General features: G+C 50.8%; 9 protein-coding genes. 7 read left to right on the top strand and 2 right to left on the bottom strand.

Annotation, left to right across the window (positions count from 1 at the left end):
• Positions 1-229 precede the first annotated feature (229 nt).
• On the top strand, positions 230-559 hold the full coding sequence (locus tag BMW93_RS34225; protein WP_090387195.1) for a helix-turn-helix domain-containing protein: 330 nt from the start codon (positions 230-232) through the stop codon (positions 557-559).
• 19 nt (positions 560-578) lie between these two features.
• Here the strand turns inward: BMW93_RS34225 and BMW93_RS34220 are convergent, their stop codons facing one another.
• Positions 579-2,933 (bottom strand): ABC transporter permease, encoded by a 2,355-nt coding sequence (locus BMW93_RS34220; protein WP_090387193.1) that lies wholly within the window; start codon positions 2,931-2,933, stop codon positions 579-581.
• Positions 2,934-3,083: 150 nt separating this feature from the next.
• Complete coding sequence (locus tag BMW93_RS34215; RefSeq protein ID WP_090387192.1) at positions 3,084-5,597, bottom strand: alpha-L-fucosidase; 2,514 nt, start codon at positions 5,595-5,597, stop codon at positions 3,084-3,086.
• Positions 5,598-5,903: 306 nt separating this feature from the next.
• Between BMW93_RS34215 and BMW93_RS34210 the strand changes: the two genes are divergently transcribed.
• From BMW93_RS34210 to BMW93_RS34180, 6 genes are all read left to right on the top strand, one after another.
• Positions 5,904-7,100, top strand: a complete 1,197-nt coding sequence (locus BMW93_RS34210) for a DUF4185 domain-containing protein (protein WP_090387190.1) — start codon at positions 5,904-5,906, stop codon at positions 7,098-7,100.
• Between the two features lie 2 nt (positions 7,101-7,102).
• Positions 7,103-8,854, top strand: coding sequence for a class I mannose-6-phosphate isomerase (locus BMW93_RS34205; RefSeq protein WP_090387188.1), 1,752 nt, complete (start codon positions 7,103-7,105; stop codon positions 8,852-8,854).
• A gap of 75 nt (positions 8,855-8,929) precedes the next feature.
• A complete protein-coding gene (locus BMW93_RS34200) occupies positions 8,930-9,661 on the top strand; it encodes a GntR family transcriptional regulator (RefSeq protein WP_090387250.1) in 732 nt (243 codons plus the stop codon).
• Between the two features lie 484 nt (positions 9,662-10,145).
• The gene (locus BMW93_RS34190; RefSeq protein ID WP_090387186.1) at positions 10,146-13,358 is read left to right on the top strand and encodes a TonB-dependent receptor; all 3,213 of its coding nucleotides are present in this window, start codon (positions 10,146-10,148) and stop codon (positions 13,356-13,358) included.
• 11 nt (positions 13,359-13,369) lie between these two features.
• Positions 13,370-15,238, top strand: coding sequence for a RagB/SusD family nutrient uptake outer membrane protein (locus BMW93_RS34185; RefSeq protein ID WP_090387184.1), 1,869 nt, complete (start codon positions 13,370-13,372; stop codon positions 15,236-15,238).
• Between the two features lie 226 nt (positions 15,239-15,464).
• A partial coding sequence (locus BMW93_RS34180; RefSeq protein WP_143061786.1) for a transposase occupies positions 15,465-15,724 on the top strand: 260 nt, incomplete at its 3' end.

The raw sequence follows: 15,724 nt of genomic DNA, 5'->3' as shown, positions 1-15,724 counted from the left end.
GTGTAGTTTTAGCACTAAATACATATTGCAAATACCCCGAAAAAACACGGCATTACACCAAAATTTCCAATGGTTAAGAACTAGTCTGGGGATACTTTTAACTAGTTGCGCGAAAGGGTAGAAATAAGAGAATACGCAGAGTAAATAATCGGTTCCGGTTGAAAAATGGGAGAAGGAATATTGGGTAACAACCGGCCTTATTCATGGGAAAACATATCAGTGGCACCCTATGAAAGAGCACAAAGTTCCTATCGGAGATAATATACGTTTACTAAGAAACCGGCTGGGTTATTCCCAGGAGTATGTAGCCGGGCGGCTCGGGATTTCCAAGCGGCGGTACCGGCAGCTGGAAAATGAAGAACAGGATTCGATTACAATGGGCCGGCTTTCAGAGATCGCGGTGGTGCTCGAAACGGATATCGAGACATTGGTGAGCCTGCATAAGGTGAAGTTTTCGAAAACAGATTCTCAGCAGGGCGATAATCAGGTATTGCATCAACTGATACAAACGCAACAGGAGCTGATCATCGCCCTGAAAGGCAAGACCAGCTCCGAATAGTGGTTTTCAGGATATGTTTTTACTCGCTACGAAGACTCTTCACGGGATTGAGCAGTGCCGCACGGATCGCCTGGTAGCTCACAGTCGCCAATGACACGACAATGGCCAGGAAGCCCGAGACTGCAAATATCCACCACTGAATGCCTACCCGGTATTCGAAATCATTGAGCCATAGGTTCATGACATACCAGGCAATGGGTACCGCTATTACAATGGAAATGACCACAAGCGCCATGAATTCCCCCGAAAGTAAAGCGGCAATGCTCATCACTGATGCACCCAGTACTTTGCGCACACCGATCTCCTTTACCCGGTTTTCGGCCATGTAGGCGGCGAGACCGAACAGTCCCAGGCATGATATGAAGATGGTCAGACCTGCGAAAATGCCTGTCAGTTTGGCTACGCGACGGGTGTCTTCAAATTTCAGGGCATAATCCTCATCCACAAAATGGTACTCGAAGGGATATTCCGGATTGTAGCGGCGGAAAATGGCTTCGACGGCAGGCATAAGGTCGGCCGACGGTTTTTCCGCATTGAGTTTCATATGGATCACATTAAAGTAGCTCTGTGCTCCCTGGATGACGAGCGGGGACTGGCGGTCGTAAGGCGAACGCATCACGAAGTCTTTCACAATGCCCACAATATGATATGGAGTGCCATTGGCTTTGATGGTCTGCCCGATAGGGTCCTTGAACCCGATGATTTTAGCGGCAGTTTCATTGAGCAATACTGCCGAAGAGTCGGAAGGAAATTGGGTAAGGTCCATGTCGCGGCCCTGAATGAGTTGCAGGCCGGCAGTTTTGACAAGCCCTTCATCTTCCGTAAACAAGTCGAAATCGATTTTCTCGGCCATGTTTTTGCCCGGCCATTCGATGGACCAGGTGTCGGAGGAGACGCTGCTGAGCGGCGAAGCGGTTTTGGTAACGGACGTGGCGATGCCTGTGCTTAACAACTCACGTTTGATCTGCGCATAGTGCTTGCCCAAATCACCGGTGATCCAGTGATAAACAACCTTTCCGCGGTCATAGCCTGGGTCGCGGTTCTGTGCATGGCGGATTTGCTCCACCACGATCAGCGTCGAAATGATCAGCACGATGGCGAAGCTGAACTGCACCACCACCAGTACTTTCCGCGGACTAAATGTCGATTGCGTCCTTTTAAATGCACCTTTTAGCACACTGATCGGTTTGAACGACGACAGGTAAAATGCAGGATAGCTCCCGGCAACGATGCCGGTAAACAGGATAAAGGCAAGCGCTGCGGCCCAGAACGTCGGGTTGGTTACCGGTACTTCGAGCTCCTTGTTAATCAGCGTATTGAATGCGGGCAGCACGAGGTAAACAGCCAGCAGTGCAATGGTTCCCGCGATCATCGCGATCAGGATCGATTCCCCGATAAACTGGCCGACCAGCAATCCTTTGTTCGCGCCGGCCGTTTTGCGGATGCCTACTTCCTTCGCGCGTTTTTCGCTGCGTGCGGTACTGAGGTTCATGAAATTGATGCAGGCGATCAGCAGGATAAATGCCGCGATCACACCGAACAGCCGCACGATGGCGATCCGCCCGCCTACGACCTTGCCATTTTCGAAATTGGAATACAAATGCCATTGGGTAATAGGATGGAGGAATACTTCGTGCTCCTCGGTTTTATTGGAATGGCGGATCGTGATATCCCTGATTTTTCCAGCAAAAGTTTCCGGATTGGTGCCCGGTTTCAGCTGTACATATGTCCGTACGGTGTTGAATGCCCAGCCATCGTCTGCCGAGCCGATTTTTTTCAGGTATTCGATCGGAAGAATGTATTCAAACCTAAATTCGGTGTTGGGCGGAAGGTTTTGCATCACGCCGGTGATCGTGAAGTTATCCTTGTCTATCGAAATCACCTTGCCCAGCACATCCTCGGTACCGAACATTTTGATGGCCATTTTCTGGGTAACCACGATTGAACTGACGGAATTGAGCGCGGTTTGTGCATTTCCCTGCAAAAGCGGGAAGTCGAACATGCTCAGGAAACCGGGATCGGTGATAATGGCCTCGCTGGAAATTTTTGTGTCGCCCACACGCGTCACGAACCATCGGGAGTAGTTGCGCGAGATTTCGCTTACCTCGGGATATTCCGCTTTCAGGGTCGGGCCGAGTACCTGCGGCGTGGAATTCCAGCATTGCAGCTTGCCGTCGAATTTACCGCGGTTCCAGGCTTCATAAATGTAATCCTTGTGTTGATGGAAGCGGTCGTAGCTGATTTCATTATGCATCCAGAAAAGGATCAGCAGCGCACTTGCCATGCCTACGGATAGTCCCAGGATATTGATCGCCGAAAAAGCCTTGTTTCGGAGCAGGTTCCTGAATGCGATTTTGAGATAGTTTTTTAGCATCTTGTTGTTCTTCCTGATAAATCAGGAATTTTTAACTCAAATAGCCTGCCAAAATGCTAATCAATTAAAAATCAATAATTTGAATAATTGTATGAACAGAATTATTGTCCGGTAACGAACAGTGTACGTTCGCGCCGGAACGCTAAGGTTTTATCGGTATAATTCAAATTCCATTATTCCCATCGCACCGCCCGGCTCGCCTTGTTTTTCCGGTTTCAGCGACCTGATTTTGAAATAGCGCGCGTCGACCGGATTAAATTTCAGGTCGATATTACGATCCGAATTGTCCTTTTTATGCAACAGGGTCGTCCAGGTCTTGTTGTCCGGGGATGCCATTATGAGGAATTCGGTTGAGTAAGCGGTTTGTGAAAACGTTACTTTCACCTCCCTGATCCCGCTTTCGACTTTCGTAAGGTCTACCAACAGCGTCCAGGGGTATTGGCCGCCGGCCACCGCCATCGTGGCAGGGTCGCCGTCAACGCCGTTTTCCGCGAAATAAATCTGGCTGGACGGGCCCAGTACAGCATCGTTATTGGCCCGCAGGAATGCCGGTTTTCCCAGCGCGAGATTGACCTTGGCGTTCTTGTTATCCGCCTTTTCGTATTTCAAACTAAGCAACTGGCCGACTTTGTCGTCGACAATAGGGCGCTTCGTGCCTTGCGGGCTCAGTATGTTGTATTCAATGATCCGATAGTCTTCGTTGGCGGGGGCATTTTTTAAATCGTCCGGTACAAATTTATCATGCTCGTTTTCGCGAATGCTGATCATGTACGATTTCCCGGCTTCCAGCGTAAGTGGTGGAACAGGAGCGTATTGGTAGCCGTCATCCGCAACGGGTAATGCCTTGGCGTTCAGGGAGGCAGTCAAAATGGGGCGGTCGTCGGTATAGCGCGTGACGATGATCGAATGCCTGCCATTGTTCCCTTCCAGATACTTTCGCCCGACTTCCGTGAGGCGGATCGGCGAGGGGCCTACCGTGATTCGCATTCCGCGGTAAAAGCCTTTGGGTTCCGTTTTCCCGGCAGATTCCGTGGCGGCCAGCCGGGCTACCGGCGCGGCTGAACGGGCAGCGGCAGCCGTCGTACCGGCATTGTTCAAACCGGAACCGGGTAAAACGGTAAATGTCTGGTCAAAGACTTTGCTGGCAGGTTTCCCGGGCTCAACCGATATTGCCTGAACGCGACTCGTCCTGGTGATTGAAATAGGTGCCTTGTAGGGTTTGGACGCAGTTGTAGGCCGATTCCCGTCAACGGTATAATATATTTTTGAACGTGGTGACGCCGTTAGTGTCAGCTTCTGTGCCTTATCGTAATCGACCGTATCGGAAAGGGAAGCGCGCGGCGTTTCGCTCCATCCCTGGTTTTTCTTGACGAAAGCGGCGATCTGTTTCAGTTCATCCGCATAAATGTCCGGAAAAATATCGCCGTTGGCCGGTACCGGGTAGGCCATAATATAGGTTGCGCCCACTTCCCAGTTTTTTTTGATGTTTTTGATCATCATATCCAGCGGCTTTGGAGACCTTAGTTTGGGGTCTTCCCGCCACGACCATGTGTTATCCAGCAGGTTGTCGACCTCGATGGCCAGTTTCTTTTTGACGGGCGTCGGTTTCGCCACTTCCAGCGCTGCTTCGTGCGCCGACGTGCCACCCTCGTAGATGATCACGTCGGTATTCGGATATTGGAGTACGGTGCCGCCATTGTACACGCCCGTATTGTTGGCAAAAATAAGTTTGGGATTATTCGCCCGCATGATCGGGAGCATCTTATTCCAGGGAAACCAGTTGTAATCGAACGAGTAAAGTTCTGTCGCTGCGGTCATATCGATCCACAAGCCGTCGACGCCCATCAGCACAAGTTCTTTGATTAGTCCCAGGTTGAGTGTACCGTACGTGCCGTCCAGGCCGGTATCGACCACATCCTTGTTCCATGCCTTGTCGGGAGCGAAATAGGCTATAAACTTGATCCCCTTCTTGTGGCATGCATCGATTAGCTCCTTCACGAGGTTCCGTTTGGTTTTCAATTCGAGCTTGCTCGGGGTTACCGAGGGCCATAACCGCACACCGTCGCCTGCATTGATCGTGACGGTCAGTACCTTGCCTCCCAGGTTTACCACAGTTTGCGCCCATTCGTCGGCATTGAACTTGGTAATCCTTTTTTCAAACTGCGCGATGCCATCCTTGCCTTTGAGTGAAGGTTGGGTGAATACTCCCCACTGGATAAAGAAACCGAATTTAGCGTCCGCAAACCATTTGGAACGAAATGGGGCGGCTTCGAAAACGAGTGGCTTGGTGGTGGAGGCGCCTTTTGCGTCGGTTACCCGGGCAGTGAACGAATAGTTGCCCTCCTTGCTGGCCATTCCGCGGATTTTTCCGCTTTTATCCATTTGAAGTCCTTTGGGTAACTGGCCGCCGGCAAGCGCCCAGGTGTAAGGCGGCGTGCCGCCCTCGGCAGTCAGTTGGAAGAAAGGCGAGGGACCGGCCTCCGTCCATGACTGGTAAATGATGTTATCGACGAATGCCGGATATAGGGAGGTTTTGGGATTCTTTTGGTATTCTCCGGACGATGTGGTGGTGATTTTCAGACCGGTATTTTGTCCGGAAACAGACAACGAAAATGATAGAAATGTAAACAAGGCGCCCACAATCAATTCAAAAATCCTTTTCATAACATCAAGGTTGTTTTGGCAAATATGGCTAGAAATATTGTGCCAAAGTGATCACAAACGCAAAAGCCGCTTTTAAAAGGTAACTTTCATTTACTTCCCGAGTTCTGCACTTTTGTGAGGGTAGCGTGTTGGAAACGTATGTCCAGACGGTAAATACTCCAAGAGATTTTGTAATATTCCGATAATGCCTTTGCCAGGCGGGATGTGTTGAGAGAGGAGAAATTGAAGGAAAAGAGGCTACTTAATTAAATAATGTACATACATATATACATATGAACTATATTTATATAAAAATTGAACAGCGGGATGAAGAACACCATTCTGATTTTAGGGATTTTCGTTTTTTCATGCATTGGGCGGGCGCTCGGGCAGGCTCGTACGGGCCGTGATATTAATGTAAACGAATTCACGGCGTCGCCGGCACCGGAGTGGTCGGAGCTGTTCCTGCGGAAATCGGGCTGGCTGGGGGGCGACGGTATTTTCGCCATCCCGTTTTCTGGCCGCGATGGCGAAAAGCAGGATAGTGTTCTGTTCCTTTTCAGCGATACGGTACTTGGTGAAATTGATGGTGACACGCTGAAATCCGGCTTCACAATGGTAAACAATTCCGTGGCATTGTTGAAAGGAAAAATTCCCGATGCAAACAAAGCCGCATTCAGGATTGCAGGGACCCGTGAAGCACAGCGGTCGGTATTCATCCCGAATGCCGACAAGCCCGACAAGGATATCTATTTCTGGCTCGGCGACGGTTTTGTGAACCCCGATGCCGGCAAAGATCTTTTTATTTTCGCCTACAAAATCACCAACACACACGATAACTCGGCATTCCCGTTCAAGGAGTCGGGCAATTCGGTGATCCGTATTCCGGCCGGCAGCCAGTTTCCCTACGCTAAGCAACGGCAGTTCGAGCTGCCTTTCAGTGACTACAATGCGGGCGGAGAGACGATTTCTTTCGGTGCGGGCGTATACAACAATAGCAAAGCCGCAGGAGAAGTGTCACCGGATGGTTTTGTTTACATTTATGGCACAAAAGGGCCTACTAAAAAACTGGTTGCGGCAAGAGTGAAACCGGCTAAGCTCACCGTATTCGATCAATGGGAGTTCTGGGGCGGAAATGGCTGGTCGAAGAATGTAGCGACGGTTGCGGCTTTGAGCGATTCGGTTTCGAACGAATTAAGTGTGAGCATGCTGGCGCCGGGTAAATATGCATTGGTTTACCAGTTGAGCAGTATTTTTCCCGAAATCTGCATGCAGGTAGGGCCGACGCCGTACGGGCCGTTCGGGCCGAGAATTGTTTTGTACAAGACGTCCACCGATATCAAGGACCCGGATTTGTTTACCTATAATGCCAAAGCCCATCCCGCATTATCGGCACCGGGCGAATTACTCATTTCATATAATGTCAATACTTTCAAATTTCTGGAAGTTTTGCCCAGGCAACCCAACCTTTACCGTCCGCGTTTTGTACGGGTCAGATTCAGCCAAAGCTCCAAATCCAAATAACAATGTCTTCGAATTACGATAAGTTTCCATTCATAGAAGTAAGCAAATCATCCGACATGTGCTTTGTGGGTTGGGATGGGATTTTTGAGGAGATAACGCACTTTGTCGAGGCGACAAACAAGTCGAAATGCGTGATCTGCATAGATATGTACCATGGCGTAGAGGCGGAGCCCGTGCGCGAGGCGATACTTAGCCATATGGGTTCCGCCACGGTGATCCATACCGGGGATGTGCTCGAAAGCGTGGAGAAGGTCAGCGCGATGGTGTATCCGTACGTGACGGACGATCAGGTTTTTGGGAAAATGAATGACCTGGAAATAGCTGATTTCTTTGATTCCGGTAAGCTGGCTCAGGTTCGTGAGCGCGTCCGTAATATCAGTTCGGGAATAGTCATTATTTATGGAGAGGGCGCTGCCCTTTTTGCCGAGCCCGATTTACTGATATACGCCGATCTGGCCCGGTGGGAAATCCAGAAAAGAATGAAGCGCGGCATTGTCGGTAATTTTGGGATGGATAATGCCGATGATAATTTCGCATTGAAATACAAGCAGGGCTACTTTCTCGACTGGCGTGTGCTCGACCGGCATAAGCTCCGTTTTTTCGATAAAATCGACTATTTTATGGATGCCAGCCTGCCGGACGAACCCAAAATGGTGGGCACCGAGGCTTATCATAAAGGCCTGGACAAAGCCGTGAAAAGACCTTTCCGGGTCGTGCCGTTTTTCGATCCGGGGCCGTGGGGAGGGCAGTGGCTGAAAGAAGTGGCCGACCTGGACCGGGAAGAAGTAAACTACGCCTGGGGCTTCGACTGCGTGCCGGAGGAAAACAGCCTGCTTTTCAAGTTTGGCGAATGCATTTTCGAGTTACCATCGATCAATCTCGTGCTTACCCGGCCGCAGCAGCTGCTTGGCGAGCACATCTACCGTTCGTTCGGCGCCGAATTTCCGATCCGTTTCGACTTCCTGGACACCATGGACGGCGGTAACCTCAGCTTGCAGGTGCATCCCACGCGGCAATATATCAAGGAACATTTCGGCATGGATTACACCCAGGACGAAAGCTATTACTTCCTGGAAGCCGGTCAGGACGCTTGCGTATACCTGGGTACGCGCAGGCACGTGAACGCGGCCGAAATGATCGCCGACCTGGAAAAAGCGCAAAGCGGACTGGAAGATTTCGATGCGGATAAATATGTGAATAAACTGCCTGTCAGGAAGCACGACCATATTTTGATACCCGCCGGTACGATCCATTGCTCGGGAAAGAATGCGGTAGTACTCGAAATTTCGGCCACTCCTTACATTTTTACCTTCAAATTGTGGGATTGGGGAAGGCTGGGACTCGACGGAAAACCGCGGCCTATCAATATCGAACACGGCAAAAATGTGATCGACTGGGCCCGGGACGAGGATTGGGTGAAGGAAAACCTCTTCAACAATGTCGAACAGATTTCCATGAACGGACATTCGCTGGAAGAATCGACCGGCTTGTTTAATACACAGTTCATCGAAACCAGAAGGCATTGGTTCGATGGAAAAGTGACGCATCGTACCCATGGCAATCTGAACGTGGTTAATCTCGTGGAGGGTGAGGAGGTGGTTGTGGAGAGTCCTGACGGGCTTTTTGAACCCTATGTGATCCATTATGCGGAGACTTTCATCGTGCCTGCGGATGTGCCTGCGTACACGATAACCCCATTCGGAAAAAGCGTGGGCCAAAAATGCGCCACGCTCAAAGCCTATGTGAGGAAATAAGCTTAGTCTCGCATATTATTTCGGTGCGTGGGCAAATTTGCTATTTTTGCTTTTGTCTATCTGCAATCCGTCAATATGAAATTTAGTATCGATCACAAGAGTCCGGTTCCTTTGCACATCCAGGCGGAGAACTTATTGCGCAACATGATCAGCTCCCCGGAACACCTGGACGGGAAGTTTCTGCCGAACGAAGTTGAACTGGCGAAGCGGCTGGCCATCTCCCGGTCGACCTTGCGCCAGGCGCTCAACAAGCTGGTGTATGAAGGATTGTTGATCCGGAAAAAGGGGGTCGGGACGAAGGTGACGGAGCCTGTAATTAGCTCAAAATCAAAAAACTGGCTAAGTTTTACGCAGGAGATGAATGCGCGGGGCATCATTGTGAAGAATTTCGAGCTGCACGTGACCTGGGTTACCCCCGACGAGAAAATCGCCAACTTTTTTGACATCGGTACCGACAAAAAAGTACTGAAACTGGAACGGCTCAGGGGCAAGGCCGAGGGGCCGTTCGTTTACTTTATTTCCTATTTCCATCCCCGCGTAGGACTCACGGGCGAGGAAGATTTCAAACGGCCTTTGTACGACATTCTCGAAAAGGACCATATGGTGATCGCTACCCTGTCGAAGGAGGAGGTCAGCGCCATCGCTGCCGACAAATTCACTGCCGCAAAGCTCGAAGTGGAACCGGGAAGTCCCATTCTTTTCAGAAAACGTTTCGTATTCGACCAGGGCGAACGGCCCATCGAGTACAATATCGGCTACTATCGGGCCGACAGCTTCGTGTACACCGTCGAAAGCGTAAGGGAGTAAAATTTCAGACATAATCATTCAAACTCAGGCCCGGGCAAACGTCCGGACCTTTGTAATTACATTCGCCCTTCTTCCGCGTATACGGCTTCTCGGGCAATTTTTTGTAAAACAGCGTTTACTAATAAAATTCATACAAAATCCATGAATTATTATTTCCATGAATATTTGTATGTTCGGTTATATGTTAATATGTTTGTACATATTAAAAGTGCGATTACTGAATACCATTGCTGACTAACGCGAGCATTGCTCCGAGGGTTACTGTGTGCTTTTTATTTTAAAAAATGCCTGTCAGAAGCCCGAATGGCTTACACGAGTTGAGCAATAGCGGCTTTTTTGCGGCATCGACTGGTGTAGGCGAGATTAACGTTTACTTATTACCGTTACTAATTCATCAGCAAACCCCGGCGTATTACGAACAGAACCCGGCTGGCCTTCCGGCTGGCAGGCAAGGATTTTCATATTCAAATCTATTCCTTAACCTATGAAACCAAAACTACTGATTGAAAGTGGGCACGGTGCTTCGTGTGCCGCATTGGGGATTGTGTTGATGGGGTTTTTCGCTCCCGTAACGTGGGCGAATGCAGGCCCGCTCAGCCGTGCTCCGGGCGTCGTCACGCCGGGCGTCGTCACGCCGGGCCTTGTCACGTCGGGCATAGTAAAGCATGTCAAACACATTAACCGTGCCGAACAGGCTGTTTCCGGAAAGGTTACCGATGAAAACAATGCGGGCATTCCTGGTGTGAATGTTCTCGAAAAGGGGACCAACAACGGCGTGGTGTCCGATCAGGATGGCAATTACTCCATTCGCGTGAAGAACGGAAGCAGCGTGCTGGTTTTTTCATACATCGGCTACACGAGTAAGGAAGTAACGGTCGGCTCACAGTCGACGGTGCAGGTGAAACTGGACGTGTCGCCACAGGAACTGAATGATGTGGTGGTGGTCGGTTACGGCACGCAGAAAAGGTCGGAACTGACCAATGCGGTCGTGCAGACAACCGGCGCGGAGATCAAGAAATCGAACGCGGTATCGCTGTCCAACTCGCTCGCGGGACGTATGGCGGGCGTGTACGTGACACAAAGAAGCGCCGCACCGGGTTTTGACGATGCGCAGATCCTCGTAAGGGGCGCCAATACGTACCGAAATACCTCGGCGCTGATCGTAATCGACGGCGTAGCCAATGCAGACCCCGACGGGCTTAACCGCCTGGACCCCAATGATATCGAATCCATTTCCGTATTGAAAGACGCTTCTGCGGCTATTTACGGTGCGCAGTCGGCGGGCGGGGTTATCCTGGTAACCACCAAAAGAGGTACCACCGGCAAACCCGCATTCGATTTCTCTACCACGCAATCGTGGCAATCGCCGACGATGAAAGTGAAGTCAGCCGATGCATTTGAATATATGAAGGTGCTCAACGACAGGCGGGCGCTCGAAGGAACGCCCCCGGATTTCCCGGATGCATTGGTAGAAGCGTTTCGCTCAGGACAGCGGAGGCCTGAAAACTGGTGGAATGCCCTGATAGGCCCGCCGGTGCGCCAAACCCGTTACTCGCTGACAATGAGAGGTGGTAGCGAGCGGGTAAGGTATTTTGTGTCGCTGGGAACGGCGTCGCAAGGCGGCATTCTCCGGGGCGATAACAAGTCGAAACTGAGACAATATAATGTAAGGAGCAATATCGATGTAACGGTTACGAAGGATTTCGAGGTAGGTCTCGACCTTTCGATCCGTGAAAAATCGACGCAGACACCCCAGGGCGGGGCCGGTGGCGAAGTCGGTTCGCTGGCAAGTACCAGCCCGTTGCAGGAAGCGTATATTGGCGGCGATTACCGGTATCCGGGCGAAGGATGGTCGCACCTGAACCCGGCTGCGCGCGTGCTCAGCCCCGGTTACAGGAAATATAAATCGGATGTTGCCAACGGAACGCTCCGGGCGAAATACTCCATTCCCTTTATAGACGGATTAGCGCTGGACGGCTTCCTTTCCATCGTGAAAACGGTCGATTACACGAAGCAGTTCAACTACGTGTGGCCCTATTACGAACGCGCTCCGGATGGATCGATCGTGCAGAAGCAATCCAGGTCGGTGGAGGACATTGGTTTGAGAGAGGATTTCAAACAAAGTTTACGGACTACCGGAAACGTGAAGCTTTCCTACACAAGAGCTTTTGCGAAAGACCATAAAGTGTCCGCTTTTGTAGCTTACGAGCAGATGAGCTATGACGATAACAACTTCTGGGCGCAACGCCTCGGCTACGATTCGCCGCTCATCGACCAGCTTTTCGCGGGAAGTACCAACCGGTTGAACTGGAACACCGACGGTCGTGCAACCGAATCGGCCCGTCAGAACTTCTTCGGGCGTGTCAGCTACGATTTTAGAGAAAAATACCTGTTCGGTTTCAGTGCGCGGTATGATGGTTCGCCGATTTTCCCGAAAGAAACCCGTTTTGGATTTTTCCCCCAGGTTTCGGCTGGCTGGGTGATCAGCAATGAGGCGTTTATTCCGAAGAATGTCATCAGCAATTTAAAACTACGGGCTTCCTGGGGACGTCTGGGTAACGACAGGGTAGATCCTTTCCAATACATCGCAGCCTACGGATACGACGCAGGCTGGGTGGTGAATGGGGTAGATGCCCGTGGCATTGCCGTTAAATCGACGCCCAATCCTAACATTACCTGGGAAGTGAGCGAGAAGACCGATTTGGGGATTGAAACAGCATTTTTAAACAACCGCCTCACTGTGGAGGTGGATCTTTTCAGAACCAAAACTTCTAATATCCTTGGCAGGAGACAAGCGTCCATCCCAAGCTACACGGGGTTGATTCTTCCGGATGAAAACATTGGTAAAATGAATAGTCAGGGGATCGAGTTCCAGGCAGGTTACCGCCACAACTTTTCAGACCTGACATTGCGGGTGAACGGAAATATCTCTTACAACAAAAACGAAATCGTTTACTTCGACGAAACGCCCCAGGCCGAGCCTTACCAGAAGCTGGAAGGGCAGCCATTTGGGTCCAGGCTGGTGTACAAATCCCTCGGCATTTACAGAACCCAGCAGGATCTCGACAACAGCGTGAAGTATCCGGGAGCGACGCTCGGGGGGCTCATTTTCGCAGATTTGAACAGCGATGGCATCATCGATAGCAACGACCGGTATATGTTCAATACTACCAATAACACAGCCAGAGACCCTGTTACCGGGCTGGATGTTACTACGATTTTTCCCAAAAGTCAGTTTGGTCTGAGCGTAGGCCTGAACTACAAGGATTTCGACCTGACCGTGTTGTTCCAGGGACAAAGTGGTGCCAAGCTGCGCCTTAATACGGGCTTCAACTCCGGCGCGGGAGGTAACGGGCTGCGCTACGTGGCGTTGAACAGCTATTCGCTCGAAAATGTAAATTCGGAACTTCCGATGATCGCCCCGACCGGCCTGGCCAACTCGGACAGTGATTTCTACTATCACACCGCCAACTGGATGCGTATGAAAAACATGCAGCTGGGCTACACGCTTCCCAAAGCTCTGGTTTCCAAAGCCCGGATCACCGCTTTACGCGTTTACGTGTCCGGCGACAATGCATTCATGATATTCAATTCGCTTAAAAAGTTTGGTAACGGCGATCCCGAGTTCCTGAGCGGAAACGGCGGAGCGTATCCCAACATGAAGACCCTGAGCGTCGGACTCAACCTTACTTTCTAATCAGCTAACCTATGAAATATTCAGTCATAAAAAATCACGTGTTGAAGCGGGCGTTCACGATGTCGGTGATAGGCATCATGGGTGCAGCTACTTCATGTAACGTGCTGGACAAGAAGCCGCTGGATGCGATATCGGATGAGGCGGTGTTCAACGATGCGGTTTTTCTTCAGAACTATGTATATAATGTTTACAATGGTATCAAGCCCCCCTGGGCACCCGGTACCGGCGGCTACGATGCATTGACCGATATTGCCGTGAACCAGCCCGAAACCCACGAGCGTTCGGTAGGTATTCGCAACTATATCGAGGGAAACATGACCGCCGACAACGTAAACGACCTCGCTGCGATCGTAAACGGGTTGCCGGCAGCGACGCCGCTCTGGGATTATGAGTATGGTTTTATCAGAAAGGCCAATGTGTTTTTCGAAAACATCGAGAGTTCGACCATTGCTGCCGACAAACTGGATCCAATGAAAGGCGAGGTGCATTTCCTGCGCGCCTGGATGTACTTCGAGCTGATGCGAACATTTGGCGGTGTACCTATCATTACCAATAGTTTTCAACTCAATTCGGAGAGCTTCGATGTGCCTCGGAACACCTTCGACGAATGCGCACAGTTTGTGTTGGGCGAGTTGGATAAGGCCTCTGGCTTCCTGGATGGCGTACCGGTGAATACAGGCAAGATCAGCAAATCCGCTGCACTGGCGTTCAAGGCCAGGGTACTGCTCTACCTCGCAAGTCCGCTTAATAACCCATCCAATGACCAGGCTAAATGGAAAGCCGCCGAAACAGCGACAAAAGCGGTACTCGATCTAGGGTTTACATTACACCCGCAATATGCCGAGCTGTTCAGAAAACCCTTGAAAACCGACGAAACGATTTTCGGAAAGTCGTTCACGCCCGCCACGAGGATACCCGGTTGGGGTTACAACTACGACTACTGGCCCAGCGGCTTCGATGCCCAGTACCGCATCGCGCCCACGCAGAATTTTGTGAACATGTTCCAGATGACGAACGGGGAATACCCCTACCAGGCGGATGGCGTGACGGTGAATGCCGCTTCGGGATACGATCCGCAGAAGCCGGAGAAAAACCGGGACCCACGGTTTTATGATGCGGTGATCTACCCGGGAGCAGGCCCGTTGAACATTATCGACGGTTCGAAAAGCACCCAGCGCCTTTACGAATATTGGGAGGATGCGAACCCGAATCCGGATAATGCGCCGCCTTACATTAACCCCAACAAGGTGGACCCCAAAAACGGCCAGAACCTGTTCGATTTCGGCCGGGATTCCAAAACTTATTGGGTAAAAGGCCTTACGCCTTTCCACTGGCGGGTACAAACGGGTTACACCTTTAAAAAGGCCACCGACTTCGCAGGCCCGCGCGCGAGCTTCGATAACGACTATAACCAGGTGGTGGTATTTATGAGGCTCACGGAGTTTTACCTGAACTATGCCGAAATACAGATGGCTTTGGGTAACGAAGCGGTAGCGAGAGAGTACATCAATAAGGTCAGAAAGCGCGGCTCGGTGAATATGCCGGATATCAAAAGTACCGGCGCGGCGCTCCTGCGGGATTACCGCAACGAAAGGGCTATCGAGCTGCATTTGGAAGATTCGCGCTTCTTCGATCTCATGCGCTGGAAAGCCGCTCCCGGAAATGTGGATATACCCATCCGCGGGCTCACGAAAGTGACTATGGACTGGACGGCCGCCAAACCCGGCGATGCGTTGGGGAAACTCAGCTACACCTATGGCGTCATTCCGGAAGCGGAAGTACGGAAACCCTGGAAAGGAGATCACTACTACCTTTTCCCTATTCCGAATACAGAGATCCGCAAAAGCAACGGAATGCTCAAACAGAACCCCGGTTACTGATCGGTTATTTCAAATCTCATAGTGAATTAGTAAATAGTTGAGGTATTTTGGATCAATGGCGGGTATTCCCCGCCATTTGTTTTTTTGTGCGGTGTTAGGGGAGGAAGGGATGGAGAAAAGTCGGTATGGCCCAATGCCGTTGGGGCTGACCCAAAAGCAAAAAGCCCTTTTTCTACTATGTAGAGCGAGGGCTTTTTTGTATTTTTAATTACGACATTAGAAATACATGGGCAAGATAAAAAAATCTGTTGTTTTTAAGGAATATGACCCCGGGCAATTGCTATTGTTGCCCCCTTCACTGGAAGAGCTGATCCCACAGGCACATTTGGTCCGGGTTGTCAACCAGGTTGTCGAACGAATGGACATCAGCGAGCTGGTCAACCTTTACGAAGGTGGTGGCACCAGCGCCTACCATCCACGGATGCTGCTGAAAGTGTTGTTATACGCGTATTGCATGAAAATATACACGGGCAGGAAGATAGCCCG

Source organism: Dyadobacter sp. SG02, assembly GCF_900109045.1.
Lineage (GTDB): Bacteria > Bacteroidota > Bacteroidia > Cytophagales > Spirosomataceae > Dyadobacter.
Note: the sequence above shows the minus strand (reverse complement) of the source record. Positions and strands in the feature narration are given on the sequence as shown.